The sequence below is a fragment of the Inhella crocodyli genome, assembly GCF_004004565.1.
GTDB classification, from domain to species: domain Bacteria; phylum Pseudomonadota; class Gammaproteobacteria; order Burkholderiales; family Burkholderiaceae_C; genus Inhella; species Inhella crocodyli.
Genome location: NZ_SACM01000001.1, coordinates 1,110,378 through 1,136,809, shown reverse-complemented (window position 1 = coordinate 1,136,809; position 26,432 = coordinate 1,110,378). Strand labels below are relative to the sequence as shown.

General features: G+C 69.9%; 24 protein-coding genes and 2 pseudogenes. 12 read left to right on the top strand and 14 right to left on the bottom strand.

Going from position 1 to position 26,432, the window contains the following annotated elements; genetic code table 11:
• Positions 1-12: 12 nt before the first annotated feature.
• From EOD73_RS05245 to EOD73_RS05225, 5 genes are all read left to right on the top strand, one after another.
• Positions 13-1,782, top strand: coding sequence for an acyl-CoA dehydrogenase family protein (locus EOD73_RS05245; RefSeq protein ID WP_127681513.1), 1,770 nt, complete (start codon positions 13-15; stop codon positions 1,780-1,782).
• Positions 1,779-2,243, top strand: coding sequence for a GNAT family N-acetyltransferase (locus EOD73_RS05240; protein ID WP_240660602.1), 465 nt, complete (start codon positions 1,779-1,781; stop codon positions 2,241-2,243). Before EOD73_RS05245 ends, EOD73_RS05240 begins: the two co-directional genes overlap by 4 nt.
• Positions 2,240-3,136 (top strand): SDR family oxidoreductase, encoded by an 897-nt coding sequence (locus EOD73_RS05235; RefSeq protein ID WP_127681511.1) that lies wholly within the window; start codon positions 2,240-2,242, stop codon positions 3,134-3,136. The genes EOD73_RS05240 and EOD73_RS05235 overlap by 4 nt, the downstream gene beginning before the upstream one ends.
• Before the next feature lie 367 nt (positions 3,137-3,503).
• Positions 3,504-5,348, top strand: coding sequence for a DEAD/DEAH box helicase (locus EOD73_RS05230; RefSeq protein WP_127681509.1), 1,845 nt, complete (start codon positions 3,504-3,506; stop codon positions 5,346-5,348).
• A gap of 29 nt (positions 5,349-5,377) precedes the next feature.
• The gene (locus EOD73_RS05225; protein WP_127681507.1) at positions 5,378-6,055 is read left to right on the top strand and encodes a DUF1294 domain-containing protein; all 678 of its coding nucleotides are present in this window, start codon (positions 5,378-5,380) and stop codon (positions 6,053-6,055) included.
• Here EOD73_RS05225 and EOD73_RS05220 read toward each other — a convergent pair whose 3' ends face one another.
• The 5 genes and pseudogenes from EOD73_RS05220 to EOD73_RS05205 form a co-directional block, all read right to left on the bottom strand.
• Complete coding sequence (locus tag EOD73_RS05220; protein WP_127681505.1) at positions 6,056-6,241, bottom strand: hypothetical protein; 186 nt, start codon at positions 6,239-6,241, stop codon at positions 6,056-6,058.
• A 38-nt stretch (positions 6,242-6,279) separates the two neighbouring features.
• On the bottom strand, positions 6,280-6,639 hold the full coding sequence (locus EOD73_RS17640; protein WP_205702432.1) for an FKBP-type peptidyl-prolyl cis-trans isomerase: 360 nt from the start codon (positions 6,637-6,639) through the stop codon (positions 6,280-6,282).
• A gap of 18 nt (positions 6,640-6,657) precedes the next feature.
• Positions 6,658-7,002: pseudogene (locus EOD73_RS17635) on the bottom strand (FKBP-type peptidyl-prolyl cis-trans isomerase); the annotation flags it as partial.
• Positions 7,003-7,027: 25 nt separating this feature from the next.
• Positions 7,028-7,909 (bottom strand): tRNA glutamyl-Q(34) synthetase GluQRS, encoded by an 882-nt coding sequence (gene gluQRS, locus EOD73_RS05210; RefSeq protein ID WP_127681501.1) that lies wholly within the window; start codon positions 7,907-7,909, stop codon positions 7,028-7,030.
• An 8-nt stretch (positions 7,910-7,917) separates the two neighbouring features.
• Positions 7,918-8,889 (bottom strand): LysR family transcriptional regulator, encoded by a 972-nt coding sequence (locus tag EOD73_RS05205; protein WP_205702431.1) that lies wholly within the window; start codon positions 8,887-8,889, stop codon positions 7,918-7,920.
• A 104-nt stretch (positions 8,890-8,993) separates the two neighbouring features.
• On the opposite strand from EOD73_RS05205, the gene EOD73_RS05200 reads away from it, so the two are divergent.
• Positions 8,994-9,713: a pirin family protein gene (locus tag EOD73_RS05200; RefSeq protein WP_127681498.1), complete on the top strand. Its 720-nt coding sequence runs from the start codon at positions 8,994-8,996 to the stop codon at positions 9,711-9,713.
• A 39-nt stretch (positions 9,714-9,752) separates the two neighbouring features.
• A complete protein-coding gene (gene nadB / locus EOD73_RS05195) occupies positions 9,753-11,354 on the top strand; it encodes an L-aspartate oxidase (protein ID WP_127681496.1) in 1,602 nt (533 codons plus the stop codon).
• A 44-nt stretch (positions 11,355-11,398) separates the two neighbouring features.
• Here the strand turns inward: nadB and EOD73_RS17920 are convergent, their stop codons facing one another.
• The 3 genes from EOD73_RS17920 to nadA are packed head-to-tail and all read right to left on the bottom strand — an operon-like array spanning position 11,399 to position 13,288.
• Positions 11,399-11,812, bottom strand: coding sequence for a type II secretion system protein (locus tag EOD73_RS17920; protein ID WP_127681494.1), 414 nt, complete (start codon positions 11,810-11,812; stop codon positions 11,399-11,401).
• 46 nt (positions 11,813-11,858) lie between these two features.
• Positions 11,859-12,155, bottom strand: coding sequence for a late competence development ComFB family protein (locus EOD73_RS05185; protein ID WP_127681492.1), 297 nt, complete (start codon positions 12,153-12,155; stop codon positions 11,859-11,861).
• 35 nt (positions 12,156-12,190) lie between these two features.
• Positions 12,191-13,288: a quinolinate synthase NadA gene (nadA, locus tag EOD73_RS05180; RefSeq protein WP_127681490.1), complete on the bottom strand. Its 1,098-nt coding sequence runs from the start codon at positions 13,286-13,288 to the stop codon at positions 12,191-12,193.
• A 44-nt stretch (positions 13,289-13,332) separates the two neighbouring features.
• Here nadA and EOD73_RS05175 point away from each other — a divergent pair, with 44 nt between their 5' ends.
• Positions 13,333-14,073 carry a substrate-binding periplasmic protein gene (locus EOD73_RS05175; RefSeq protein WP_127681488.1) on the top strand — a complete coding sequence of 247 codons (741 nt, stop codon included), beginning with the start codon at positions 13,333-13,335 and terminating at the stop codon, positions 14,071-14,073.
• A gap of 6 nt (positions 14,074-14,079) precedes the next feature.
• On the opposite strand, the gene EOD73_RS05170 is transcribed toward EOD73_RS05175, so the two are convergent.
• On the bottom strand, positions 14,080-14,919 hold the full coding sequence (locus EOD73_RS05170; RefSeq protein WP_127681486.1) for an AraC family transcriptional regulator: 840 nt from the start codon (positions 14,917-14,919) through the stop codon (positions 14,080-14,082).
• Between the two features lie 61 nt (positions 14,920-14,980).
• Between EOD73_RS05170 and EOD73_RS05165 the strand changes: the two genes are divergently transcribed.
• Both EOD73_RS05165 and EOD73_RS05160 read left to right on the top strand, forming a co-directional pair.
• Positions 14,981-16,192: an MFS transporter gene (locus tag EOD73_RS05165; RefSeq protein ID WP_205702410.1), complete on the top strand. Its 1,212-nt coding sequence runs from the start codon at positions 14,981-14,983 to the stop codon at positions 16,190-16,192.
• A gap of 114 nt (positions 16,193-16,306) precedes the next feature.
• A complete protein-coding gene (locus EOD73_RS05160; RefSeq protein WP_127681484.1) occupies positions 16,307-17,065 on the top strand; it encodes a PEP-CTERM sorting domain-containing protein in 759 nt (252 codons plus the stop codon).
• Positions 17,066-17,354: 289 nt separating this feature from the next.
• Here EOD73_RS05160 and EOD73_RS05155 read toward each other — a convergent pair.
• From EOD73_RS05155 to argH, 4 genes and pseudogenes are all read right to left on the bottom strand, one after another.
• Positions 17,355-17,705, bottom strand: a pseudogene (locus EOD73_RS05155) (DinB/UmuC family translesion DNA polymerase); the annotation flags it as partial.
• Between the two features lie 118 nt (positions 17,706-17,823).
• On the bottom strand, positions 17,824-19,878 hold the full coding sequence (locus EOD73_RS05150; protein ID WP_127681482.1) for a S9 family peptidase: 2,055 nt from the start codon (positions 19,876-19,878) through the stop codon (positions 17,824-17,826).
• Positions 19,879-19,935: 57 nt separating this feature from the next.
• Positions 19,936-21,069 carry a DNA polymerase IV gene (gene dinB, locus EOD73_RS05145; RefSeq protein ID WP_127681480.1) on the bottom strand — a complete coding sequence of 378 codons (1,134 nt, stop codon included), beginning with the start codon at positions 21,067-21,069 and terminating at the stop codon, positions 19,936-19,938.
• A 29-nt stretch (positions 21,070-21,098) separates the two neighbouring features.
• Positions 21,099-22,502, bottom strand: a complete 1,404-nt coding sequence (argH, locus tag EOD73_RS05140; RefSeq protein ID WP_127681478.1) for an argininosuccinate lyase — start codon at positions 22,500-22,502, stop codon at positions 21,099-21,101.
• A 73-nt stretch (positions 22,503-22,575) separates the two neighbouring features.
• Here argH and EOD73_RS05135 point away from each other — a divergent pair, with 73 nt between their 5' ends.
• Both EOD73_RS05135 and EOD73_RS05130 read left to right on the top strand, forming a co-directional pair.
• Complete coding sequence (locus EOD73_RS05135) at positions 22,576-23,613, top strand: sensor histidine kinase (RefSeq protein WP_240660601.1); 1,038 nt, start codon at positions 22,576-22,578, stop codon at positions 23,611-23,613.
• A gap of 7 nt (positions 23,614-23,620) precedes the next feature.
• On the top strand, positions 23,621-24,451 hold the full coding sequence (locus EOD73_RS05130; RefSeq protein WP_127681476.1) for a LytR/AlgR family response regulator transcription factor: 831 nt from the start codon (positions 23,621-23,623) through the stop codon (positions 24,449-24,451).
• Here the strand turns inward: EOD73_RS05130 and EOD73_RS05125 are convergent.
• Positions 24,434-26,353, bottom strand: coding sequence for a B12-binding domain-containing radical SAM protein (locus EOD73_RS05125; RefSeq protein WP_127681474.1), 1,920 nt, complete (start codon positions 26,351-26,353; stop codon positions 24,434-24,436). The two genes, EOD73_RS05130 and EOD73_RS05125, sit on opposite strands and share 18 nt — an antisense overlap.
• Positions 26,354-26,432: the final 79 nt, after the last annotated feature.

Here is a 26,432-nt window from a genome sequence, read left to right as displayed (position 1 = left end):
GAAAGGGACCCCGTGCGCGCCACCGTGGACTTTCTGGTGTTCGACTGGCTGCGCGCCGGCGAACTGTGCGCTCGCGAGCGCTACGCGGACCACAGCCGCGAGACCTTCCAACAGGTGCTCGACACCTGTGAGCGGGTGGCGGCCGAGCGATTTGCCCCGGCCAACCGCGCCTGCGACGTGGAGGAGCCCCACGTCGACGCCGAGGGCCGGGTCGTGCTGCCGGCCAGCACGGCGGCGGCCGTGAAGGCCTACTTCGAGACCGGCATGCAGGCCGCCAGCCAAGACGCCGAGCACGGCGGCCTGCAGTTGCCCTGCGTGGTCGAGATGGCGGGCAACGCCTTCTTCAGCAAGGCCAGCGTGGGCTGCGGCGGCTACACCCTGCTGACCAGCGGCAACGCCAGCTTGATCCTGGCCCATGGCACGCCCAAGCAGCGGGAGGTGTTCGCGGCGCGCGAGCTCACCGGCCAGTGGATGGGCACGATGTGCCTGAGCGAACCGGCCATCGGCTCGTCGCTGGGCGACCTCACCAGCCGTGCCGAGCTGGACGACACCAACGACCCCCTGGGGCCTCGCTACCGGCTCAAGGGCAGCAAGATGTGGATCAGCGCCGGCGAGCACGAGCTGAGCGAGAACATCGTGCACCTCGTGCTGGCCAAGGTGCCCAAGCCCGATGGCAGCCTGCCCGAGGGCAGCGGCGGCATCAGCCTGTTCATCGTGCCCAAGTGGCAGGTGGACGAGCACGGCGCGCTCACCGGCGTGCGCAATGGCGTGAGCCTGGTGGGCCTGAATCACAAGCTGGGCTGGCGCGGCACCAGCAATTGCCTGTTGAACTTCGGCGAGTCGGCGCCGGCCATCGGCTACCGCGTGGGCGCCGAAGGCCAGGGCCTGGCCTGCATGTTCCACATGATGAACGAGGCCCGCATCGGCGTGGGCCTGAGCGCGTCCATGCTGGCCATGGCCGGTTACGAGGCCTCCTTGGCGTACGCCAAGGACCGCACCCAAGGGCGCCCGGTGGGCCAGCGCGGCGGGGCGCCCGTGCCCATCGCGCAGCACGCCGACGTCAAGCGCATGCTGCTGGCGCAAAAGGCCATCGCCGAAGGCGCCCTGGCCTTGAACCTCTACTGCGCCGCCTTGGTGGACGCCCAGCGCAGCGGCACGCCGGAACAAAAGGCCGACGCCACGGCCCTGCTCGGCCTGCTCATCCCCGTGGCCAAAAGCTGGCCCAGCCAGTGGGGCCTGGAGGCCAACAGCTTGGCCATTCAGGTGCTGGGGGGCGCCGGTTACACCCGCGACTGGCCGCTGGAGCAGTACTGGCGGGACAACCGCTTGAACATGATCCACGAGGGCACGCACGGCATCCAGGGCCTGGACCTGCTGTTGCGCAAGGCGTCTCAGCCCCAGGCCTTGCAGTTGCTCGCCGCCCGGGTCAACGACACGGTGCAAGCGGCCTTGCAAGACCCAGCCATGGCCGATTGGGCCAACCAGCTGGCCGCCGGCCTGGCCCTGGTGGGCAAGGCCACCAAGGCCGCTTGGGCCTCGGGCGATCCGGCCCAGGCCGCCGTGCATGGCACGCCCTACCTGCAAGGCTTCGGGCACCTGGTGCTGGCCTGGACCTGGCTGGACCTGCTGCGCCACACCCCGAGCGGGCACCCGCTGCACGCCGGTCACCGGGCCGCCTGTGCCTACTTCTTCGCCTACGAACTGCCTTTGGCGCAGGCCTGGCTGGCGCCCGTGTTGGCGGGGCAGTCCCTGCTGGCCGCGCTCGACCCCGAGGTGCTGTGAGCGACATCGCCTGGCAGTTGCAGCCCTTCGAGGGCCTGAGCACCGCCGCCCTCTACGCCATGCTGCGCTTGCGCAGCGAGGTGTTCGTGGTGGAGCAGCAGTGCCTCTTTCCCGATATCGACGGGCTCGATCCTGCGTGCCTGCACCTATCCGCCTGGCGAGGCGAGCACCTGCTGGCCTATGCGCGCTTGATGCCCCCGGGCCTGAAGGCCCCCGCGCCCGTCATCGGTCGGGTCGTCACCGCGCCCGAAGCGCGTGGCATTGGCCTGGGCCACCAACTCAACCGTCAGGCGGTGCAAGCCTGCCTGCAGCGGTGGCCGGGCCAAGGCATCACCCTGTTCGCGCAGGCCCACCTGCAAGATTTCTACGGCCGCGCCGGCTTCGTCGGCGTGGGCGAGCCTTTTGACGAAGACGGCATCCTCCACCGCGAGATGCACCGACCCCCGGGAGACCTGTTGTGATCGATTTGAAGAACAAGACCGCCGTCATCACCGGCGCCGGCAGCGGCTTCGGCCTGGAACTGGCCCGCCTGTGCGCCGCCGAGGGCATGAACCTCGTGCTGGTGGACGTGCAGGCCGACGCCCTGGCCCGTGCGGCCGACGAATTGGCCGCCGCCAAGCCCATGGCGCAGCGCGTCGATGTCAGCAGCGCGGCCGAGATGGAGACCCTGGCCGCGGCCGTGCAAGCCCGCTATGGCGCGCCGCACCTCGTGTTCAACAACGCCGGCGTGGCCTTCGGGGGCCTGATCTGGGAAGCCCGCCCCAGCGACTGGGATTGGGTCATGGGGGTCAACCTGATGGGTGTGGTGCATGGCGTGCGCCTGTTCACGCCCATGATGCTGGCCGCCGCCAAGGCCGACCCGGCCTACCAAGGCCACATCGTCAACACCGCCAGCATGGCCGGCATGCTGGATGCCCCCAACTTCGGCGTCTACAACGTCAGCAAGCACGCGGTGGTCTCGCTGAGCGAAACCCTGCACCACGACCTGGGCCTGGTCACCGACCAGGTGCACGCCAGCGTGCTGTGCCCGTATTTCGTGCCAACGGGCATCGCCGACAGCCACCGCAACCGCGCGCCCCAAGACCTGGCCCGACCCACGGCCAGCCAGCGCATCGCGCACGCCATGAGCAGCAAGGCCGTGACCAGCGGCAAGCTCACGGCGGCCGACATCGCGGCCCTGGTGCTGGATGCCGTGCGCGCCCAGCGCTTTTGGATCTTCAGCCACCCGCAGGCCTTGGCCGGGGTGAAGCAGCGGGCGGACGAGGTGCTGGCGGGCCAGAACCCTGGCGACCCCTTCGGCGACCACCCGGAGATCGGCGCGCAACTGCGCGCGGCTTTGCGCAGCGGGGCCTGAGGCCCTTGCCTCAGCCCCGCCGCAGCGCCCGGTCTGTGGCATCGATCACACAACGCGGCGGGAAGGGGCACGTCGCGCTGGATTTCGGGAAAACCCCAGTGTTACAGTCCGCCCCTCGCGTTCGGCAGGCAGTTTGAAGCCGACGCGGTTCGTTCATCTCCTCTGACTCCTCCTGGAGCGCCCCTTTTGGTGCTCTCCCGCCTCCCAGCGGGTTTTCGGTCGGCGGCGATGCCGTCGCACCGTTGGGGCCAGCGTTTGGCCTCCGGAGTTGTTTGCGACCCCACCTGGGCCGGCGAGTTGCCGTGTCCTTTGTGCGCCCCGACCCAGGAGGCCGGTGCGTGCGTGTTCGCGAGTCAGAGAGCTGTACATGTCCTTCGATACCCTGGGCCTGCCCGAAACCCTGTTGGCCGCCGTTCGTGAGATCGGCTTCACCGAGGCCACCGAGGTGCAGGCGCGCGCCATCCCCCTCGGCCTGGCCGGCACCGACCTGATGGTCTCCAGCCGCACCGGCAGCGGCAAAACCGCCGCCTTCCTGCTGCCCATGCTCACGCAGGTGCTGGCCCGCCGCGAGGCCAACCCCGACCAACTGCCCGCCGCCATGCCGGCGCGCAGCTTCCACGCCAGCCCCCGCCACCAGCGTGGCAACCGCGGCACCCGTGGCGCCGCGCGCTTTGCGGGCACGCCGATCAACCCCATCGGCCTGGTCCTGGCGCCCACCCGCGAGTTGGCCCAGCAGGTGGCCCAGATGGCCATCCAACTCGGCCGCGGCATCCCGGGCTTCTCGGTCTGCACCATCGTGGGCGGCATGCCTTACCAAGCCCAGCTGCAGCGCCTGCGCGGCGGCGCTGACATCGTCATCGCCACCCCCGGCCGCCTGCAAGACATCGCCGTGCAAGTGCCGGCCATGCTGACCGAGATCAAGACCTTGGTCCTGGACGAAGCCGACCGCATGCTGGACCTGGGCTTCATCGAGGACATCGAGGCCATCGCCGCCATGCTGCCCACGCCGCGCCAAACGGTGATGTTCAGCGCCACCTTCGACGGTCGCGTCGGCACCCTGGCCCGCGAGCTGCTCAACGAGCCGCAGCGCATCGAGGTGACTAGCGCGCCCGAGCAGAAGGCGCAAATAGAGCAGCGCCTGCACTGGGCCGACCACCCCATGCACCGCACCGCCCTGCTGGAGCACCTGCTGGCTGACGCCACCGTCGACCAGGCCGTCGTGTTCGCCGGCACCCAGGTCGAGGCCGAGCAGATGGCGTACCAACTGGCCGAACTGGGCCACGCCGTGGCCGCGCTGCACGGGGGCATGCCCCAAGGCAAGCGCAACCGCACCCTGATGGGCCTGCGCCGCCGCGAACTGCGCGTGCTGGTGGCCACCGACGTCGCCGCCCGCGGCATCGACGTGCCCACCATCAGCCACGTCATCAACGTCGGCCTGCCGATGAAGGCCGAGGACTACGTGCACCGCATCGGCCGCACCGGCCGTGCCGGCCGCAGCGGCCTGGCCGTGACCCTGGCCCTGCGCGAAGACCTGCCCCGCCTGCGCCGCCTGCAGGCCTACACCAAGGAGGCCCTGACGCCCAGCCGCGTGGAAGGCCTCGAGCCGAAGAAGCCGGACCCCGTGATCTTCACGGACCGTGGCCTGCGCCGCGAGTACGACGACGGCGAGCGCCGCGGTTTCTCCAAGGGCGGCCCGCGCTGGCAGCGCGACGAGCGTCCCCAGTCGGGGGGCGACCGCCCGCAGTTCGGCGACCGCAAGCCCTTTGCCGGCCGTGAAGGCCGTCCGTTCCACGAAGGTGGCGACCGACCGCAGTTCGGCGACCGCAAGCCCTTCGGCGGCGACCGCCCGCAGTTCGGCGACCGCAAACCGTTCGGCGGCGACCGCCCGCAGTTCGGCGACCGCAAGCCCTTCGGTGGCGACCGCCCGCAGTTCGGCGACCGCAAGCCCTTCGGTGGCGACCGCCCGCAGTTCGGCGACCGCAAGCCCTTCGGTGGCGACCGCCCGCAGTTCGGCGACCGCAAGCCCTTCGGCAGCGACCGGCCGCAATTCGGCGACCGCAAGCCCTTCGGCGGCGACCGCCCGCAGTTCGGCGACCGCAAGCCCTTCGGCGGCGACCGCCCGCAGTTCGGCGACCGCAAGCCGTCCTTCGGGGGCGAGCGTCGCGAAGGCGGCTTCGGTGCCCCGCGCGGCCCGCGCCGTCGCGAAGAGTGATCGCCACGGCGATTGATTAACCTGCGGGGATGAACAAGCCCCGCCCCGGTTCCTCTGCCCAAGCCCTTGGCCGTGTCTCCCACTGGGACGCCGCCAAGGGCTTGGGCTTTGTGCAGCCCGATGCCGGGGGCGAGCGCCTGGTGCTGCGCCGCGCCGACCTGGCCGGCCGCCTCAAGGCCCGTGGCAACCCGGACGTGGGCGAGCCCGTGCGCTACACGCCTCGCGACGGCATGGCCAAGGGCGTGCACAGCCAGCGAGCGTCGCCCCCCGCCAGCGCGCCGCCGGGGGCGCGGCCCCGCGCCAGCCGGCCGGCCGCCGCGCCCAACAGCGCCCGCTTGCTGGTGATTCCCGCGTTCGGCTTGCTGCTGGGGGCGATCCACATGAGTTGGCCCCTGCCGCGCCTGGTCACCACGCTCTACGGCGCGCTGTCCACGGCCTTGTTCATCGTCTACGGCATGGACAAGTGGGCCGCCAAGCGGGGGCGCGCCCGCGTGGCCGAGTCCTCGCTGCACCTCATCGCCCTGCTGGGCGGCTGGCCCGGCGCGCTGCTGGGGCAGCAGGTGTTCCGGCACAAGACCGCCAAGCCCGCGTTTTTGCGCTGGACCTGGGCCATGGTGGCGTTGAACCTCTTGGCCCTGGTTTGGATCGTCACCCCGGCCGGCTGGCAAGCGATCGCGGTGCTGCGTCGCCTCGTGGCCGGGGGGTGATCACAGCAGGGCCAGCGCCCGGTCTCGAACCTCGCGGGCGCGCCTCACGCCCGCCTGAAACGCCCGCTCGGCCTGGGCCAATTCGGCCGCTTGGCCCTCGGCCTCCACCGTGTTGGCAAAGAAGTGCTCGAACAGCTGCGCGAGTTGGTCTTCGTACGCGGCTTGGATGACGTCCCGGTCGGTCATGGCGCTCTCCTCATAGGGCCTGTGGCGCTTGGGCCGCTTCAGGCCTTCAACAGTTCCACTTCGAAGCACAGCGTGGCGTTGGGCGGGATCACCCCACCGGCGCCGCGGCTGCCATAGCCCAACTCGGCCGGGATGACGAGCACGCGGGTGCCGCCTTCCTTCATGCCTTGCACGCCTTCGTCCCAACCGCGGATGACCTCGCCGCCGCCCAGGCGGAAGTGGAAGGGCTGGCCGCGGTCCTTGCTGCTGTCGAACTTGCGCGTGCGCATGCCGTCCTTCCACAGCCAGCCGGTGTAGTGCACGCGCACCGCGCGACCGGCCTGGGCCTCGGCGCCGGTGCCCGGCGTCACGTCGTGAAACTGCAGGCCGCTGGCCGTCGTTTGAAAAGGCAGGTCCATCGCGACCGGGCCGCCCGAGACGGCCAGCAGCTCGACCTCGAACTCCAAGGTGGCGTTGGGCGGGATCACGCCGCCGGCGCCGCGCGCGCCGTAGCCCAACTGCGGCGGGATGCGCAGGGTGCGCTTGCCGCCGACCTTCATGCCTTGCACGCCCTCGTCCCAGCCGCGGATGACCATGCCACCGTCCAGCTCGAATTCGAAGGGCTCGCGGCGGTCCAGGCTGGAGTCGAACTTGGCGCCGCGCTGGCCGTCCTTCCACAGCCAGCCGGTGTAGTGCACCTGCACGTCGCAGCCGGCCAGGGCGGTGGCGCCGCTGCCGAGTTGGGTGTCGTCGAATTGCAGGCCGCTGTCGGTGGTGTTCATGGGGCTCGTCCAGGGAAGAAGGGGTTCAAAGGGGCGGATTGTCCTTGGGACGCAAGGGCCAGGCGCGGGCCGCTTGGGCCAGCCATTCGGGCAGGGCCTGCGCCGGCAGGGCGGGCAGGCCCAGCACCCGGCCCGCGGCTTGAAGCGCGGCCAGCGGGTCTTGCAGGTCCACGGCCGCGGCCCCGTTTTGCTTGCTGAGCTTCTGGCCGTCGTCGGCCAGCACCAGGGGCAGGTGCAGGTACTGCGGCTGCGGCAGCCCGAGGGCGCGCTGCAGCAGGATCTGCCGGGGCGTGTTGTCCGCCAAGTCGGCCCCGCGCACCACGTGGCTCACGCCCTGCGCGCCGTCGTCCACCACCACGGCCAGCTGGTAGGCCCAAAGGCCGTCGGCGCGCTTCAGCACGAAGTCGCCCACCTCGCGCGCCACGTCCTGGCCCTGCGGGCCGAGCGCCCGGTCCTGCCAGTGCAGCTCGCCCCCGGGCACGCGCAGGCGCCAGGCCCGTGCCGCCTGACCGCGAAGGCCGCCGTTCTCGGGCCGGCAGGTGCCGGGGTAGACGAGCTCACCGTGACGCTCGCGCGGGCCCTGGGCGGCCATCAACTGCTTGCGCGTGCAGGCGCAGGCAAAGGCCTGACCGGCGGCAACGAGGCGGTTCAGCGCGTCTTCGTAGTGCGCCGTGCGCTGCGTCTGCCAGATCGGCGGCTCGTCGGGCAACAGCCCCAGCGCGCTCAGCTGCCCGAGCACCACGCGGTCGGTGCCCGGCGGGCAGCGCGGCGTGTCCACGTCCTCGATGCGCACCAGCCAGCGACCGCCGTGCGCGCGGGCGTCGAGCCAGCTGCCCAGGGCGGCCACCACCGAGCCGGCGTGCAGCGGGCCGGTGGGGGAGGGCGCGAAGCGACCGACGTAGCCCACGGGCCGCCTCAGGTCAGGTGCTGCTCCAGCAGCGCGCGGCGGGTCGGTTCGCTCTTGAGCTGCTGCAGCCACCAGCTCAGGGCCCGCGCCGGCGGCGCGCCGGTCACGCGCCAGGCGTAATGCAGGGTGATGCGCCGCGTGTCGAAGGTGTCCTTGGCGACGAGCAGGCCGCGGGCCAGGGCCTCGCGCACCATGGGCTCGGGCAACCAGCCGCAGCCCAGGCCGCGCAACTGCGCTTGCAGCTTGGCGCTCAAGCTGGACAGGGTCAGCACGTCTTGGCCGGGGACCACGCCCACGGTGAGCGGTGCCAGCTGGCGCGCCGTGTCGGCCACGGTGACGATGCGGTGCTCGGCGATTTGCGAGGCGCTGAGTTGCCCGTCCACCGTGGCCAAGGGGTGCGTGGGCGCCACCACGAACAGCCAGTTCTGCTCGCCCATCACCTCGCAGGCCACGCTGGAGCCCGGCGGCTGCGAGCTGGTGCCGATGGCCAGGTCGGCCTGCCCCGACACCAGCGCCTCCCAGGTGCCCGACATGACCTCGGTGCGGAAGCGCAGCCGCGTGGGCGGGCCGTTGTGCGTGGCGTGCGGCGTGCCCGACAGGGGCTCGATGCGCTGCTGCTGGAAGGCGGCGATCAGGTCGTACAGGGCCGGGCGCGCCACGGCGTCGTCCACGGCGATGGTGAGTTCGGCCTCCCAGCCCGTGGCGATGCGCTTGACGCGGTTGGCCACGGCGTCGATTTCCATCAACAGCCGGCGGCCCTCCACCAGCAGCTCGTGCCCGGCGGCGGTGAGCTGGGCGTGCCGGGCGCTGCGGTCGAAGAGCAGCACGTCCAGCGCCTCTTCGAGGTGGCGCACGGAGTAGGTCAGCGCCGACGGCACCTTGCCCAGCTCGCGCGCGGCCCCGGCGAAGCTGCCCGTGCGGGCAATGGCGTCGACCATGGCCAGGGCGTCGGGGGTGAGCACGCTGCGTTTGTCGGCGATGTGCATGGCTGCCCTTCAGTCAAATTGAATGCAGTCGGCATCCTGCCTTGCCCACAAGGCGGGCCCGCGTCCCTACAGTGAGGGCATTCCCTAGGAGGTTCGCGATGAAACAGGTTTTCCGTTCTGAGCAACGCGGCGGCGCCAACCACGGCTGGCTGCTGGCCAAGCACAGCTTCTCCTTCGCCAACTGGTACGACCCGAGCCGCATGGGCTTTGGCGTGCTGCGCGTGATCAACGAAGACCGCGTGGCGCCGCACACCGGCTTCGGCACGCACGGCCACCGGGACATGGAGATCGTGACCTACGTGCTCGAAGGCGAGCTGGCCCACAAGGACAGCATGGGCAACGGCGAGGTGGGCGGCGCCAACGCGGGCGTCATCCGGCCCGGCGAAATCCAGCGCATGAGCGCCGGCAGCGGCGTGATGCACAGCGAAATGAACCACGGCAACCAAGAGGTGCACCTGCTGCAGATCTGGATGCTGCCCAAGACCCCGGGCGGCGCCCCCGGCTACGAGCAGGCCCGCATCGACCCGGCCAGCATGCGCGGGCGCTTGAGCCTGCTGGCCGCCGACGGCGGCGCGCTGGTGCACGTCAACAGCGACGTGCGCCTGTACGCCGGCCGCTTCGACGGGGCGGAAACCGCCGAGTTGCCCCTGCTAGCCGGCCGCCTGGCCTATGTGCAGGTGGCGCGCGGCGCCGTGACGGTCAATGGCGAGCGCCTGAACCAGGGCGATGGCCTGCAGATGGCCGACGTGAGTTCGGTGCAGATTCAGGGCGGTGAGCAGGCCGAGATCTTGGTCTTCGACCTGGGCTTGCCGCACTGAGGAGGGCTGCCCCTGGGGCCTTCGCACAGAATCGCCCCCATGCAAGCAACGCCTGACACCGCCCCCGTCGTCATCATCGGCGCGGGCCTCGCCGGCCTGACCGTGGCCCTGCACCTGGCCGACACCATGCCGGTCGTGGTGCTGGCCAAGCGCGAACTGACGGAGGCGGCCACCGCCTGGGCCCAGGGCGGCATCGTGGGCGTGCTGGGCAGCGACGACTCCATCGACAGCCACGTGCGCGACACGCAGGACGCTGGCGCCGGCCTGGTGGACGAGGCCACGGCCCGCTTCATCGCCGAGCGCAGCGCCAGCGCCGTGGCCTGGTTGGTGCAGCAGGGCGTGCCCTTCACCCCCGACGACGACGGCCCGCTGGGCTTGCACCTGACGCGCGAGGGCGGCCACGCCGTGCGCCGCATCGCCCATGCCGCCGACGCCACGGGCAAGGCCATCCACGACAGCCTGCTCGCCCAAGCCAAGGCCCACCCCAACATCCGCCTGAAGGAGCGCTGGATGGCGGTGGACCTCATCACCCACCGCCACCTGGGCCCCGAGGCCGCGCAGCGCTGCCATGGCGCCTACGCCTTGGACATCGACACCGGCCGCGTGGAAACCGTGCCCGCCCGCGCTGTGGTGCTGGCCACGGGGGGCGCGGGCAAGGTGTACCGCTACACCACCAACCCCGACACCGCCACGGGCGACGGCGTGGCCATGGCCTGGCGGGCCGGCTGCCGGGTGGCGAACATGGAGTTCATCCAGTTCCACCCCACCTGCCTGTACCACCCGCAAGAGCGCAGCTTTTTGATCACCGAGGCGCTGCGCGGGGAGGGCGGGCACTTGAAGCTGCCCAACGGCGACCGCTTCATGGCCCGGCACGACCCGCGCTTGGAGCTGGCGCCGCGCGACATCGTGGCCCGCGCCATCGACTTCGAAATGAAGAAGCACGGCGTCGACCACGTGTGGCTGGACGCCACGCACCTGGGCGAGCCCTTCTTGAAAGAGCACTTCCCCACCATCCATGCCCGCTGCTTGAAGCTGGGCATCGACATCGCCAAACAGCCCATCCCCGTCGTGCCGGCGGTGCACTTCACCTGCGGCGGCGTGGTCACCGACCTCGACGGCCGCGCCGACTTGCCGGGCCTGTACGCCGTGGGCGAAACGGGCTACACCGGCCTGCACGGTGCCAACCGCTTGGCCAGCAACAGCCTGTTGGAGTGCGTGGTGCTGGGCCGCACCTGCGCCGCGCACATCGCCGGCAGCGCGCCGGCCCAGGTGCCGGCGCTGCCGGCCTGGGACGAGAGCCAGGTGGAGAACGCCGACGAGCAGGTGGTCATCGCCCACAACTGGGACGAGCTGCGCCTGTTGATGTGGAACTACGTGGGCATCGTGCGCACCACCAAGCGCCTGGAGCGCGCGCTGCACCGCATCGAGCTGCTCAAGAGCGAGGTGCTGGAGTACTACGCCAACTTCCGCGTCAACCGCGACCTGCTGGAGCTGCGCAACCTCGTGGACTGTGCCGAGCTGATCGTGCGCAGCGCCCTGCTGCGCCACGAGAGCCGCGGCCTGCACTTCAGCCGCGACTTCCCGCAGACCTTGCCCTCCAGCTTTCCCACGCTGCTCATCCCCCCGGTGCGGCGGGCGTAAAAAAACGGGCCCCGCGGGGCCCGTTTTTCAAGCTGCGTTGAATGTCACTGCACGCCGTAGGCCACGAAGGTCGCCGACTTGCCCTTGTAGGTGACGGTGCAGGTGGACGTGCCGCCCTCGCTGGCGATGCCGCCGCCCGAGATCGTGGTGCCCGTGCCGGCCGTGATGACGTAGTCCGACGAGGGCAGGCCGCTGGTCAAGGTGCTGGCCACGGCGGGGCAGTTGTTCACCGTTACCAGCGTGCCGGCCGAGGCCAGGCCGGCGTCCACCAGCAGGTTGTTCGAGTGGTTCAACACCGAGCCGCTGCCCAGCGCGCCGGCCACGCCCTTGACCGCCGCGTCTTCGGCGGAATCCGACAGGTCCACGAAGCGCGGCAGCGCCACGGCGGCCAAGATGCCCAGGATGACGATGACAACGATCAGCTCGATCAAGGTGAAGCCAGATTGACGGCGGTTCATGCGGGACCTTTCTGGGAGAAGCGTTGAGGGGGGAAAACGGGGCCTATTAAACCGGCTGATTGCGCATCGCCGTGCGCGCACTCACAAAGTTAAACGCGTACGCCACGGCATCGACGATGGCCGTGTCCATCTGCAGGCGCTCTTGCTCGGTCAGGTAGAAGCTGAAGTCGACCGTGTGGCGGATGTAGCGCGGCGGCAATCGGTTCAAGGCCACGCAGGCCACGTCGCACAGCAAGTCGTTCGAGATCGAGATGTCAGGGTAGTCGGGCGCGGCGGCCATCACCGCGGCGAACACCTCGCGCTCGTGGTGGTTGAACAGCTGGGTGAAGTCGGGGTTGGCCATGCGCGTCTCCGGGGTTCGGGTTGATTCTGGGCGGCTCAGGCCGCGCCCATGCCCGGGGTCATCCCGGAGGCGCGGGCTTTCTGGGCCGCGGTGAAGTCCAGCATGCGCTCGATGCAGGCCTGGGCTTGGGCCCGGGTGGGCTCGGGCACTTGGATGGCGTTGGCGCCCGTTTCCAGCACCTCGATGAGGTTGGTCAGGGCGTTCATGGCCATCCAGGGGCAGTGGGCGCAGCTCTTGCAGGTGGCGCCGTTGCCGGCGGTGGGCGCCTCGATCAATTCCTTGCCCGGGGCCAGCTGGCGCATGCGGTGCAGGATGCCGTTGTCGGTGGCCACGATGTAGCGCTGCTGCGTGCCCTCCACCACGGCCTTGATCAGCGCGCTGGTGGAGCCCACCACGTCGGCCTGCTCGACCACACTGCGCGGGCTTTCCGGGTGCACCAGGATCAGCGCGTCGGGGTGCTGCTCGCGCAGCATCTGCAGCTCCAGGCCCTTGAACTCGTCGTGCACGATGCAAGCCCCGTTCCACAGCAGCATGTCGGCGCCGGTTTGCTCTTGGATGTAGCGGCCCAGGTGGCGGTCGGGCGCCCACAGGATCTTTTGGCCTTGGGCGTGCAGGTGGCCCACGATGTCCAAGGCGCAGCTGCTGGTCACCATCCAGTCGGCGCGGGCCTTCACGGCGGCGCTGGTGTTGGCGTAGACCACCACCTTTCGGTCGGGGTGCTGGTCGCAAAAGGCGGCGAAGTCCTCGGCCGGGCAGCCCAAGTCCAGCGAGCAGGTCGCGTCCAGGTCGGGCATCAGCACCGTCTTCTCGGGGCTCAGGATCTTGGCGGTTTCGCCCATGAAGCGCACGCCGGCCACCACCAGGGTTTGCGCCGCGTGGTCGCGGCCGAAGCGGGCCATCTCCAGGCTGTCGGACACGCAGCCGCCGGTTTCCAAGGCCAGGTCTTGCAGGTCGCCGTCCACGTAGTAGTGGGCCACCAGCACGGCGCCGCGCGCTTTCAAAAGCTGGGCCGCCCGGGCCTTGGCCGCGGCGCGGTCTTTCGGGGGCTGGGGCACCTTGGCCCAGGCGTGCGCGGTGCAGGTGGCGCCGGCGGCGTCTTGGCGGTCGTAATCGAAGGCGATGGTCTGTTCCATGAATCGATTGTCCTGCGGCCTCGCGTCCTCCTAGACTCCCCCCCATGCTCACCAGAAGAACCATGATGGGAGCGGCAGGGGGGATCGTGCCGAGTCTGAGCGTCGCGCAAGCGCGACCGCTGCGCTTTGCGCTGGGACAAAGCTGGGGCGCGCCCTTCTTGGAGCGCTCGGGCTCGCGCGTGCTGGGCGGCATCCTGCCCGACCTGATGACCGCCATCGCGGCCGAGATGGGCACCACGCCCCAGTTCGAGCTCTTGCCCCCCGCGCGGGTGGAGGCGGCCCTGGAGAGTGGCGGCGTCGATCTGCAATGCTTGCTGGCCCCCAGCTGGTGGCCGAACCCGCCCAAGCACCTGCACTGGAGCGTGCCCGTGCTCGTCTTGCGCGACGTGCTGGTGGCCGGGCCCGATGGGCCGGCCACGGCGGCGGCCTTCGAGCAGCGCTCGCGCTGGGCCTTGGGCGCCGTGCGCGGCTACCAGTACCCGACGCTGGACGGACGCATCGCCTCGGGCGAGCTGCAGCGCGACGACGCGCTGGATCAATGGGCGGTGCTGGAAAAGCTGGCCCGCGGCCGCACGCAGGTCGGCGTGGTCAACGAGTGGACCCTGAAGGCCTACAACCACCGCAGCGGCCACCCGCCGCTGCGCTTGCTCAAGGTGGTGGACGAGGTGGGCACGCACTGCCTCATCACCGATCGGGGGCGCGTGTCGGTGCCCAAGCTGCAAGAGGCCATCCGCCGCTGGGTGGCCAAGGGCGGCGTGCAGCGCGTGCTGGCGCCCTACCAATGAGGCCGCTCAAGCCTGGGCGAAGAAGCGCTTGGGCGGCATGCCGACCGTGCGCGTCACCATCGCACTGAAGGCGCTTGCGCTGGCATAACCCAGCTCGGCGGCGATCACCCCCATCGGCGTGCCACGGGCCGCCAACGTCAGGCCGTGGGCCAGCAGCAGCTGGGCGCGCCATTCCCGAAAGCCCGTGCCCAGCTCGGCCCGGAACAGGCGGTGCAGCGTGCGTTCGCTGGCGCCCACTTCGGTGGCCCAGCCCGCCAGGTCGGTGTGCCGGCCGGGGTCGTCCAGCAGGGCCTGGCACAGGCGGCGCAGGCGGGGCTCTTGCGGCAGCGGCAGGCCCAGGGGCACCGGGCGGGCGCGCTGGGCCTCGTCCAGCAGCAGGGTGGTCAAGGCCTGCACGCGGGCTTGCTCGGCGCCTTGCGGGGCAGCGGGGGTGTCGCCATCGGCAAGCGCTTGCACCACGGCCTGCATCAGGGGCGAGGCCTCCATCACCCGGCAGGCCGGCCAGGGCAGGGCGCCGGCTTGCACGTACAGGGTGCGCAGGTCAGCCTGCTGGATGGCCGTCACCGCGTGCTGCACGCCCGGCGGGATCCACACCGCGCGCCCTGGCGGCACGATGAAGGCATGGCCCCGTTCGCCGTCTTGCGTTTCCACGCGCACGGCGCCCTGGGCCGAGAACACCAGCTGGCCCCAGGCGTGGTGGTGCGGGCGGATCTCCATGCTGCTGGCCATGCGCCGTGCGCGGGCGCGCACCGGCCGCTGGGGGCTGGGCGCGTGCCGTTCGGGGTCCAGCACCGGCAAGGGCGTGCGGCTGGGCGGGGTGCGCTTGGCTGGGGGGCGAGCGGCCATGGCAGAAACTCGACAAACAACGACGAACTATCGTAACCAAGCAGTGCCCGCCTTGGGCACCATGGCAGCCATGTCGAGCCTGGCCCTGTCGTCCCGCCGCGCCGATGTGCACACGATCTCCCTGATCGGCCTGGCACACGGCACCAGCCACTTCTTCCACCTGCTGCTGCCGCCGATGTTCCCGGTGTTCGCGCACAGCTTCGGCCTGAGTTGGGCGCAGCTGGGCCTGCTGGTGTCGGTGTTCTACGGCGTCAGCGGCGTGGGGCAGGCCCTGGCTGGTTTCGTGGTGGACCGCCACGGCGCCCGCCCGGCCTTGCTGGCCGCGATGGCCTGCTTCGCACTGGCCTCCGTGGCCGCGGGCACGGCCCAGGGCTACGCCGGCTTGGTGCTGGCGGCGGCGCTGGCCGGCCTGGGCAACGCGCCCTTTCACCCGGCGGACTTCACCATCCTGAACCAACGCGTCAGCCCCGCGCGCTTGGGCCACGCCTTCAGCGTGCACGGCATCAGCGGCAACCTGGGCTGGTCCTTGTCGCCGGTGTTTGCCTTGCTGGTGATGCAGGCCACGGGCCACTGGCGCTGGGTGTACGCCGGCACGGCCATGGTGGCCCTCACGGTGATGGCCGTGCTGTGGTGGCAGCGCGCGGCCATCGAAGACCACCCGACCTCGCACCCCAGCCGCGCCAACGAACCGGCCCCCACCTTCGACTTTTTGAAGCTGCCCTCGGTGTGGCTGTGCTTCTCGTTCTTCTTCTTCACCACGGCGGCGCTGGCCGGCATCCAAAACTTTGCCGGCCCGGCCTTGGCCCGCCTGCACGGCGTCGACCCGACGGCCACCGCCTTGGTGGTGACCGGCTACATGCTGTGCGGGGCGCTGGGCATGCTCATCGGCGGCTTCATGGTGGCCAAGGGCCCCCAACTGGAGCGCCACATCGCCATGGCCTTGAGCGCGGGCGGCGCGCTGCTGGTGGCCTCGTCCTGGTCCGGTTGGCCCCTGGCCGTGGCGCTGGGCTTGGTGATGGTGGCCGGCGTGGGCACCGGCCTGGCCGGCCCGGCGCGCGACATGCTCGTCAAGCGCGCCGCGCCCCCAGGGGCCACCGGCCGCGTCTACGGCACGGTGTACTCGGGCCTGGACATCGGCTTCGCGCTCTCGGCCCCGTTGTTCGGTTTGTTCCTGGACCACCAGTGGCCGGCTGGCGTGATGCTGGGCGCGGCGGCATTGCTGGGCCTGGCGTTGGGGTCGGCGCAGGTGGTGGGGCGCTTCAGCCGGCGGTGATGGGGCGTGGGCTTCGCGCCAACAGGCCGGGTGCATGGGGGCAAAACACAAGTCCTGACCTCGAGCAATCGTTACCCGTATCTTCTGTCGAGATACTTTACATGGTTAACGGTCGTGTGTTTGATTGTCATCACAACTTCTTGTTTAGTAAGCAATGAATTGGGTTGGCACAAAAAATGCTTATTCTTTTCTGATGGCTGGCAGTTCCACCTGAGCGCAGCGTTTGTGCTGATGAGGCTGATCCGGCAACTTAGATCCTTCCAACCGGACCATCAAATGATCAAGACACTTGTTTTGGCTTTCGCAGCGCTATGCACCTCTTTTCAGGCGTCGGCAGCGCCTGTCGGAGTAGCCGGCTTCGATTCCCCCACGTTGATTGATTTCAACGATGCACCCTCTGGTCTTATAAACACGTTTTATGTTGGTAATGGTGTCAAGTTTGTGAACCTTAGTGGCACTTACTCCTATGACACCGGGACCGGTTCCGGTGCCAGCAAGAGCGCTACGAACTTCTTTGATGTCCCTGGCTTTCCGAATGGAGAAGCGCTGTTTAGCAATCTGATGGTTCGTGCGGGCTTCTTCATCACGGCCAACGATGCAGACGACACGACGGTTTACGCATACAAAGGCGCAACACTGGTTGGGTTCGAGACCTTCAACACGTCTGGTAACGGCGTTGGAGGTTCGTTTGTAGGTGTCGAGTTCACATCCGGCTTCGACCGTATCGTCATTGACACCTTCGGTCCGGTGAATGGGGCCTTCGCTATCGACGACTTCCGGTTTGAAGCGGCAAGCGTGCCGGAGCCAACTTCGCTGGCGCTGCTAGGTTTAGGCGCAGCTGGTTTCGGCTTCACTCGTCTCCGCAAAAAGTAAACAGGCCGCTTCGCTACAAAGCCCGCCCTACAGGCGGGCTTTTCCTTTTAGGCAACTCGTGTAGCAAGCTTGCTCCGGATGCAGGTCTCTTGGTATGACCTACCCGGCCGCGGCGCAGACTTGATGGCAGCGCGCAATTCACAATGCATTACAGCATCGGAGCTGAAAGTCGAGGGGTAGGTCTTGCCTTTTGTCCCCAGCCGCTTGAAGGCAGCGGCACTACTCGCGCACTGGTACGGGAGCCGCCTGACGCGGCGTGATTCGGACTTACTCGCGGCGCTTACCCCTGCCGCACCAAACTCCCCGCCCGCACCCCCATCAGCCGCAGCCGCGCATCGAAGTCCACCCGCTTCAAGCACAGCCGCGCCGCGTGGACCAATTCCTCGGCGCTTTGCACCGCCTCCGGCAGGGTCTGGTCCCGTGTGACGGTCCGAAACCCCTCGAACCGCAGCTTGATGCCCACGGTGCGCGAGGCGTAGCCCTTGCGGGCCAAGTCGGCGGCGAGTTGCTCGCACAACTGGGTGAGGATGCGGCTGAGTTGCGCGCGGTCGCGCTTGGCATCGAGGTCGCGCTCGAAGGTGGTCTCGCGGCTGATGGAAACGGGCTCGCTGTGCGTGACCACGGGGCGTTCGTCGCGGCCGTGGTGCATCGGGGTCAAGTCTTGCCTTTTGCCTCCGAGGACGTCCTTGTGGCGAACTAAGTCATCTCTTCGTTGCAGTCGCCAAGACGCGGGTTTCAAACTGCCCCCCTGAATGGCGCTACTTCAAATGGGGTGCCAAGAACCGCTCCAAGCGCTCGGCAAAGTCCACCCGGTTGGCGGGTAGGCGCCAGCCGTGGCCCTCGCCGGGGTAGACGACCCACTCGGGCGTCCGGCCTGCCTTCTCCAGGGCTTCGCGCATGCGCTTGCCGTGCTGAAGCGGAATGCGCCGGTCGTCCTCGCCAAAGGCCAGCAGCACGGGGGCCTGGATGCGCTCGGCTTGGTGGATGGGCGACATGGCCACGAGCATGGCGCGCTCGGTCTCGTCTTTGGGGTTGCCCACGCGTTCGATGAGCGACACGCGCCGGCCGAAGTCGCTGATGTCGTCGTCCACCCACCAAGAGCCTTCGACGTACAGCAACAGGTCGGTGAGGGCGACCCATGCGGCGCCGCAGCGGTACAGCTCGGGGTGCCGCGCCAGCCCCATGAGGGTGGCGTAACCGCCGTAGCTGGCCCCGGCGATGCAGGCGCGTTCGCTGGCAATGCCTTGCTTCTGCGCCCATTGCAGGGCGTCGGCGATGTCGTCTTGCATGGCTTTGCCGAACTGCTTGTAGCCGGCCCGCTGGTGGGCCGCGCCGTAGCCCGCGCTGCCGCGGAACTCAGGCTCGATCACCACGTAGCCGCGCGAGGCCAAGAACTGCGCCATGGGTTCCCAGCGCCATTGGTGCCCGCGCACCCACGGGCCGCCGTGCACCAGGACCACGGCGGGGCGAGGGGCCGCGGCATGGCCAGGGATCACCGGGGGCAGGGTGATCCAGACCGGTATCGAGCGGCCATCTCGTGCGGCAATGTGCTCGAGCTTCACTGTGGCGCTCAGTTGAGGGTCGATGCCGGGTTGAACCTGCGCCACGCGCTGCCAGCTTTGCGTGGCGGGGCGGTAGAGCAGCAGTTCACCGGGATGCTGATCGGACCACGAGCGCACCAGCACGGTGGCGTCGGGGTGACCACAACGCCGGCAGCTGATGCGATTGACGCGGCCGGGCAGGGCGGCATCGGCCACGGCCTGCAGGGCCTTCAGCGTGGGGTCGAACCACACGGTCGTTTCGGCGTCGGTCGTCAAGCGCACCCCCACCAGTCGGCCTTGTGAGTCAGCGTCGCTGCCGTGCAGCAATTGGCCCGAGAAATCGAAGCCCGGTGCGCTGACCAAGGGCTCCACTTCCGGGCGTTTGGCACTGAAGTCGTAGCGCTTGACCACGCGAAGGCCCTCGCGACCGCTGTTTTGGGTGACGTAGAGGCTCCCGTTGTCTTCCACGCGCAGCGGCATGAATGGCAGCCGGTCGCGCGGGGCCTGTGCGAGAACTTGCCACTCCGCGCCCGGGGCGCTGCGGTGAAACAGGGTGTGCTGGTCTTTGGCAAGGGCCAGCGCGACCAAGGGTTCGCCGGCCGAGTTGAACCACCAGCCCACCACGCCGCTGGCGGGCGCGTCCACCTTGGCGCTGCGGGTGCGCCCCGTGCGGACGTTCTGCCACAGCGGCCCAACGGCTTGGAGGTCGCTGCCATCGAACACGTGCTCGCCCAGCAGCACCTCTTCCGAGGGCCCGTCCGCCGAAAGGGCGGGCACGTGCAGCAGGCGGTGGCTCCAGGGCAGCGCTTGGGCGCGGGCCGAGCCGCTGGTCACGCTCGGCCCGCCTTGGCGGCTGACCAAGGCACGCACCTCACTGCCGTCGAATCGGGCAGCGAACAGGCCAGGTGCCACGCGGTAGCTTTCCCCGCTGCCCGCCTGCAGATCAGTGACGCTGAACACCAGGCGTTCGTTGTTGACCCACTCAAAGCGCGTGATGTCGGTGTCCCGAAAACTGGCCGCTTGAGTGATGCGGTTGCTGTCGTGGAGGTCGAACACGTACAGCGCCGCACGCCCCGTGCGGGCGGCGGTGCTGAGTGCCAGGCGCCGCCCATCGGGAGAAAGCTGCGCGTCCAGCACCTGCGGGTAGGCAAAGAAGGCCGAGGCTGGCGGCAGAGGGGGCGCTGTTGGGGCGGCAGCCGGCTGCGCGGAGGCGACCGATGCCGCCAAGACGAGTGCGGCGCAGCCGCCGATGAGGCGCCCGATTCGGGTCATGAAGTTCTCCCTGAAATGTTCAGCCGCCCGGCAGCGCCGGGTGGCTTTGGCATTCTGTCAACCCGGCCTCACCAAATTCCCCGCCCGCACCCCAATCAGCCGCATGCGCGCATTGAAGTCCACCCGCTTCAAGCACAGCCTTGCGGCGTGCACCAGCTCCTCGGCGGTTTGCACCCCTTCGGGCAGGGTCTGATCCCGCGTGACCGTGCGAAACCCCTCGAACCGCAGCTTGATGCCCACGGTGCGTGAGGCGTAGCCCTTGCGGGCCAGGTCGGTGGCGAGCTGCTCGCACAACTGAGTGAGGATGCGGCTGAGTTGCGCGCGGTCGCGCTTGGCGTCGAGGTCGCGCTCGAAGGTGGTTTCGCGGCTGATGGACACGGGCTCGCTGTGCGTGACCACGGGGCGCTCGTCGCGGCCGTGGGCGGCGTCGTGCAGCCAGGCGCCGTAGGCCTTGCCGAAGCGCTCGACCAGCCACGCGGGGTCGGCCGCGGCCAGCTCGCCGATGGTGTCGATGCCCAGCCCTTCCAGCTTGGCGGCGGCCTTGGGGCCGATGCCGTTGATGGTGCGCACCGGCAGGGGCCAGATGCGGGTGGTCAGGTCCTCGGGGCGGATGAGGGTCAGCCCGTTGGGCTTGTCCAAGTCGCTGGCGATCTTGGCCAGCAGCTTGTTGGGCGCCAGGCCGATGGAGCAGGTCAGGCCCGTGGCGGCGCGCACGTTGTTCTTCAGGTCCTGCGCCACCTCGCGCAGGCCCGCCAGGGGGTCGTGCCCCGCGCCTTGGCGCGCGGCGGCGAGCTGGCTGAGGTCGATGTAGATCTCGTCGATGCCGCGGTCTTCGATGACCGGGGCGATCTCGGCCACGGCGGCCTTGAAGCGGCGCGACATGGCGCGGTAGGCCGGGAAGTCCACGGGCAGCAGGATGGCCTCGGGCGCGAGCTGCGCGGCCTTCATGATGCCCAGCCCCGAGCGCACGCCGAAGGCGCGCGCGGCGTAGGTGGCGGTGGTGATGACGCCGCGGCCGGTGTAGTCCTTCAGCCGGGCGTAGACGCGGCCTTGCGGGGTGTCGCGCGGGGCTTGGTCGCGCCGACCGCCGATGACGACGGGCTGGCCTTTCAGCTCCGGGTAGCGCAGCAGCTCAACGGACGCGTAGAACGCGTCCATGTCGAGGTGGGCGATCCAGCGGGCAGGCGCCATGCCAGCGTGACGCCGCCGCCCGTTCGGCCTCAGCCCGCCAGGCGGGCTTTGTGGCGGGCCACTTGGGCGCGGACCTGCTCGGGCGCGGTGCCGCCCAGCACCTTGCGGGCGGCCAGCGAGCCTTCGAGCGACAGGGGGCCGAACACGTCGGCGCCGATGCGCGGCTCGATGGCCTGCAGGTCTTCCAGCGACAAGGCGGCCAGCTCCAGGCCGCGCTCGGACGCCAAGCGCACGGCGTGGGCCACGGTTTCGTGGGCGTCGCGGAAGGGGATGCCCTTCTCGCGCACCAGGTAGTCGGCCAGGTCGGTGGCGGTGGCGTGGCCGCGCTGCGCGGCGGCGCGCAGGTTCTCGGGGCGGGCCTGCAGGCCGGCCATCATGTCGACAAAGATGCGCAGGGTGTCGCGCAGGGTGTCCACCGTGTCGAACAGCGGCTCTTTGTCTTCTTGGTTGTCCTTGTTGTAGGCCAGGGGCTGGCCCTTCATGAGGGTGATCAGGCCCATCAGGTGGCCCACCACGCGGCCGGTTTTGCCGCGGGCCAACTCGGGCACGTCGGGGTTTTTCTTCTGCGGCATGATCGACGAGCCGGTGCAGAAGCGGTCGGGCAGGGTGACGAAGCCGAAGTTCTGGCTCATCCACAGCACCAGCTCTTCGCTCAGGCGGCTGATGTGCACCATGGCCAGGCTGGCCGCGGCGGTGAACTCGATGGCGAAGTCGCGGTCGCTCACGGCATCCAGGCTGTTTTGGCACACGCCGTCCATGCCCAGGGTGCGCGCCACGCGCTCGCGGTCCAGCGGGTAGGGCGTGCCGGCCAAGGCGGCAGCGCCCAGCGGCAGCCGGTTCACACGGCGGCGCACGTCGCTCAGGCGCTCGTGGTCGCGGGCGAACATCTCCACGTAGGCCAGCAGGTGGTGGCCCAGGGTGACGGGTTGCGCCACCTGCAGGTGGGTGAAGCCGGGCATCACCACCTCGGCGTTGGCCTCGGCGCGCTCCACCAGCACGGCTTGCAGCTGGGTCAGCAGGGTCAGCAGGCCGTCGATCTCGCCGCGCAGCCACAGGCGCACGTCGGTGGCCACCTGGTCGTTGCGGCTGCGGCCGGTGTGCAGGCGCTTGCCGGCTTGGCCCACCAGCTCGGTCAGGCGCGCTTCCAGGTTCAGGTGCACGTCTTCCAGGGCGAGCTTCCACTCGAACTGGCCGCTGGCGATTTCCTCGCGGATCTGCGCCATGCCGCGCTGGATGTCGGCCCAGTCCTGGGCGCTGATCAGGCCCTGCGCATGCAGCATCTCGGCGTGGGCCAGGCTGCCTTGGATGTCGGCGGCCCACAGGCGCTGGTCGAAGCCCACGCTGGCGGTGTAGCGCTGCACCAGCTCGCTCACGGGTTCGGCGAACAGGGCGGACCAGGCGTTGGCCTTGTTGGCCAGGGGGTCGTGGGACATGGTGAGAACGACAGGGCGGTCAGAGAGCGGGAGAGCCTAGGATTCTAGGAATGCCCACCCTCGACCCTCGCTGATGCACGAAGCCTCCACCCTGCTGGGCGGCACCGAAGCCCCGCCGCCCGTGCCGGCGCTGCACCCGGGGCCCACGCTGGACCTGTGCCACGTGGGCGTGGTGCTGCGCGCGGTGCTGGGGGTGCTGGCGGCGCTGATGCTGGGCAGCGCGCTGGAGTCGCGCACGGCCGCGCACTGGCTGGCTCGCTTCACCGACGCCAGCGTGGTGGCGGTGCCCGCGGTGCTGGCCTGGATCGTGGTGGTGTGCGGCCTGCGCGGCGTGCTGCAGCGCTGCCGGGCCCCGCTGCAGCTGGCCGCGGTGACCATCCTGGGGGCGGGCAGCGCCCTGATGGCTTGGCGCGCTTGGGCCCTGTGGCTCACCCTGGACGAGCCCAGCCCTTGGAGTGGCGCGGCCGTGGCCCTGGGCGGCGCCTTGGGCGCGGCCTGGCTGGTGCAAAGCCTGCGCCTGCGCGCGCTGGCGCAAGGGCCGGTGGGCATGCAGGCGCGTTTAGTCGAGCTGCAGGCGCGCATCCGCCCGCATTTCCTGTTCAACACCCTGAACACGGCCGTGGCCCTGGTGCGCCTGGACCCGAGCCAGGCCGAGCGCGTGCTGGAAGACCTGGCCGAGCTGTTCCGCGCCGCGCTGTCGGCCCCCAGCGACGCCAGCACCCTGGCCGCGGAGGTCGAGCTGGCCGAGCGCTACCTGGGCATCGAGACCCTGCGCTTCGGCGAACGCTTGCGCGTTGACTGGCAGCTGGACCCCGCCTGCGGCCAAGCGCGCGTGCCGGTGCTGCTGCTGCAGCCCTTGGTGGAAAACGCCGTGCGCTACGGCGTGGAGCCGAACGACGAGGGCGGCGAGGTGCTGGTGCGCACGCGCCGCAAAGGCAATGCCGTGGAATTGCTGGTGCGCAACACCGTGCGCGCCAGCGCCCCCGGCGGCCACGGCCTGGCCCTGGCCAATGTGCAAGAGCGGCTGCGCCTGATGCACGATGTTGCAGCGCGCTGCAGCATCGAACGCGACGATGCGCACTTCACCGTTCGCATCCTGCTCCCGCTCTGACCGCGCCATGACGCCCCTCCTGACCCAGCCCCCTTTGCGCGCCCTCTTGGTGGACGACGAGCCCCTGGCCCGGGCGCGCATGCGCTCGCTGCTGGCGCAGTGCAAGGACCCGCAGGTGACCGTGGTGGCCGAGGCCGGCAGCAGCAGCCAGGCCCGCGCCTGGTTGCGCGACAACGCCTGCGACTTGCTGCTGCTGGACGTGCAAATGCCGGGCGACGACGGCCTGACGCTGGCCGCCACCCTGCGCGCGCTGCCGGTGCGGCCCTGGGTGGTGTTCGTCACCGCCCACCCGCAGCACGCGCTGCAGGCCTTCGACTTGGAGGCCCTGGATTACCTGACCAAGCCCGTGCGCCTAGAGCGCCTGCAAGCTGCCTTGGTGCGCGTGGCGCAGCGTCAGCGGGAGCGCGAGGCGCTGGGGCAGGTGCAGCCCGAGGTCGCGCTGCCGCAGGAGGACGAGGAGGTCGTGCCCATCGTCGAGCGCGGCCGCTTGGTGCGCGTGCCCTTGGCCGAGGTGCTGTACTTCAAGGCCGAGCTCAAGTATTTGACCGTGCGCACCGCCACCGCCCGCCACACGCTGGAGGGCAGCTTGAACGACTGGGAGCAGCGCCTGGCAGGGCGCTTCCTGCGCATCCACCGCAATGCCTTGGTGGCCAAGGCCGCGGTGCGCGAGCTTGACCGCCATGCCCCAAGCGACGAAGCGCATGGCGACAGCGGGCCCATGCCCCTGGACGCGCTGGGCGACGGCTGGGCCGTGCGCGTGGCCCTGGTCAACGAGTGGCTGGCCGTGTCCCGCCGCCAGGTGGCGGCGGTGCGCGAGGCGCTACGCGTGGGCGCCTGAGCCGGCCGCCAGCGCCCGCGCGATGTGCCCGCGCTTGACCGTGGGCTTGGGCACGCGCACCTCCTCGAAGAAGCGCCGCACGTCCCAGTCCAAGCCCACGCCGTGCATGAAGTTGTAGAGGCCGCGTTTCAGCCCCAGGCCCAGGCGGTCGTGGTCCACGCCCGTGGGGTCGATGAAGCCGATGTCGTTCTTCGCGAAGGGGGAGTCCGGCAGTGGGATCAACTGCACCCCGAACTGCTCGGGGTGCTTGCCCACCGGCGAGTGCACGGTGCAGGTGAAGCGGTGGAAGAAGCCGCTGTGCAGGCAGCCTTCTTCGAAGAGTTGGCGCACGTACTCCAGCGCATCCACGGTGTCTTGCGCGGTTTGGGTGGGGAAGCCGTACATCAGGTAGGCGTGCACCAAGATGCCCTGGTCGGCAAAGGCCTTGGTCACGCGGGCCACTTGGTCGACGCTCACGCCCTTTTGCATCAGCTTCAAGAGGCGGTCGGACGCCACCTCCAAGCCGCCGCTGATGGCGATGCAGCCGCTCTCGGCCAGCTTTTCGGCCAGGGCCGGGGTGAAGGTCTTCTCGAAGCGCACGTTGCCCCACCAACTGACCGACAGGCGCCGGCGCAGGATTTCGTCGGCCAGGGCCTTGAGGGCCTTGGGCGGGGCGGCTTCGTCCACGAAGTGAAAGCCGGTCTGACCCGTCTCGGCCACGATGGCCTCCATGCGGTCGGCCAGCACGGCGGCGTTGGCCGCCTCGTAGCGGCCGATGTAGTCCAGGTCCACGTCGCAAAAGCTGCACTTCTTCCAGTAGCAGCCTTGGGCCACGGTCAGCTTGTTCCAGCGCCCGTCGCTCCACAGGCGGTGCATGGGGTTGAGCATGTCCAGCAGGCTCAGGTACTGGTTGAGCGGCAGGCCGTCCCAGGTGGGCGTGCCGGTTTGGTCGATGGGCACCTCGCCCTCGCCGATGAAGTTCAGGTACTTCACCGCGCCGTCTTCGCGCACGAAGCTGCGGATCAGGCGCTGGCGGCTGCGCTTGCCCCCCAGGTGCTCCAGCAGGGCGAGCAGCACGCGCTCGCCGGCGTCGAGGGTGACGAAGTCGAAGAAGTCGAACACCCGCGGCTCGGCCAGCTCGCGCAGCTCGGTATTGACGTAGCCCCCGCCCAGCACGGTGGTGATGGACGGGTGCGCCGCCTTGATGGCCTGGGCGATGCGAAAGGCGGCGTACACGCTGCCGGGGAAGGGGCAGCTGAGCAGCACCACCGTGGGCTGCAGCCGCGCCACCTCGGCCACGGCCAGCTCGCGCAGCCAGGTGTCCAGCGGGGTTTCGGGCGCGGCCAGCGCGTTGGCCAGGGCGTCGAAGGTGGGCTGGCTGGCGGCCAGCTTTTCGCCATAGCGCACGAACTCGAAGCGCGGGTCCAGCGCATCGCGCACGGCGTCGGCCAGGTCGTTCAGGAACAGGGTGGCGAGGTGGCGGGCGCGGTCCTGCGCGCCCAGGGTGCCGAAGGCCCAGCCCAGGGGGTCGGGCTCGTCCTCCTGGCCGGGAATGCCGACGTCCACCGGCGCGAAGCGCGGGCCTTCGGGCAGAAAGGCGCGGCTGTTGATGCGGTGGGCCAGGGTGGGGTCGCGCCCCTGCAGGAAGGCGATGACCCGGGGCGTGACCTGGGCGATGAGGTCGGCCGCGGCCAGGTGGAAATCCAGCGCCGGGGTGCGCGGGGCGGCCTCGGCGGCGGCGCGCAGCGTGGCCAGGCCGTCGGCACTGAAGAGGCGCAGCACCAAGGCCACGGCGAGGTCGGCCTGGTGCGCATCCACGCCCTGTGCGCGCAGGAAGCCCGTCAGGTAGGCGGTGGACGGGTAGGGCGTGTTGAGCTGCGTCATCGGGGGGATGAGGCTGAGCACGCGCAGGGGCTGGGTCATGGATGCAATTTTTTGAATGGTGGCTTCACGCCCATGCGGACACAGGGAGAGCCGGGCCGGGTGCAATGAGTTCCATCGC

Bases quoted from the DNA above. Each gene is read 5' to 3' on its own strand.
- EOD73_RS05230 (WP_127681509.1), top strand. From the start codon at position 3,504: ATGTCCTTCGATACCCTGGGCCTGCCCGAAACCCTGTTGGCCGCCGTT.
- EOD73_RS05225 (WP_127681507.1), top strand. From the start codon at position 5,378: ATGAACAAGCCCCGCCCCGGTTCCTCTGCCCAAGCCCTTGGCCGTGTC.
- EOD73_RS05220 (WP_127681505.1), bottom strand. From the start codon at position 6,241: ATGACCGACCGGGACGTCATCCAAGCCGCGTACGAAGACCAACTCGCG.
- EOD73_RS17640 (WP_205702432.1), bottom strand. From the start codon at position 6,639: ATGGACCTGCCTTTTCAAACGACGGCCAGCGGCCTGCAGTTTCACGAC.
- EOD73_RS05200 (WP_127681498.1), top strand. From the start codon at position 8,994: ATGAAACAGGTTTTCCGTTCTGAGCAACGCGGCGGCGCCAACCACGGC.
- nadB (WP_127681496.1), top strand. From the start codon at position 9,753: ATGCAAGCAACGCCTGACACCGCCCCCGTCGTCATCATCGGCGCGGGC.
- EOD73_RS17920 (WP_127681494.1), bottom strand. From the start codon at position 11,812: ATGAACCGCCGTCAATCTGGCTTCACCTTGATCGAGCTGATCGTTGTC.
- EOD73_RS05185 (WP_127681492.1), bottom strand. From the start codon at position 12,155: ATGGCCAACCCCGACTTCACCCAGCTGTTCAACCACCACGAGCGCGAG.
- nadA (WP_127681490.1), bottom strand. From the start codon at position 13,288: ATGGAACAGACCATCGCCTTCGATTACGACCGCCAAGACGCCGCCGGC.
- EOD73_RS05175 (WP_127681488.1), top strand. From the start codon at position 13,333: ATGCTCACCAGAAGAACCATGATGGGAGCGGCAGGGGGGATCGTGCCG.
- EOD73_RS05170 (WP_127681486.1), bottom strand. From the start codon at position 14,919: ATGGCCGCTCGCCCCCCAGCCAAGCGCACCCCGCCCAGCCGCACGCCC.
- EOD73_RS05165 (WP_205702410.1), top strand. From the start codon at position 14,981: ATGGCAGCCATGTCGAGCCTGGCCCTGTCGTCCCGCCGCGCCGATGTG.
- EOD73_RS05150 (WP_127681482.1), bottom strand. From the start codon at position 19,878: ATGACCCGAATCGGGCGCCTCATCGGCGGCTGCGCCGCACTCGTCTTG.
- dinB (WP_127681480.1), bottom strand. From the start codon at position 21,069: ATGGCGCCTGCCCGCTGGATCGCCCACCTCGACATGGACGCGTTCTAC.
- argH (WP_127681478.1), bottom strand. From the start codon at position 22,502: ATGTCCCACGACCCCCTGGCCAACAAGGCCAACGCCTGGTCCGCCCTG.
- EOD73_RS05135 (WP_240660601.1), top strand. From the start codon at position 22,576: ATGCACGAAGCCTCCACCCTGCTGGGCGGCACCGAAGCCCCGCCGCCC.
- EOD73_RS05130 (WP_127681476.1), top strand. From the start codon at position 23,621: ATGACGCCCCTCCTGACCCAGCCCCCTTTGCGCGCCCTCTTGGTGGAC.
- EOD73_RS05125 (WP_127681474.1), bottom strand. From the start codon at position 26,353: ATGACCCAGCCCCTGCGCGTGCTCAGCCTCATCCCCCCGATGACGCAG.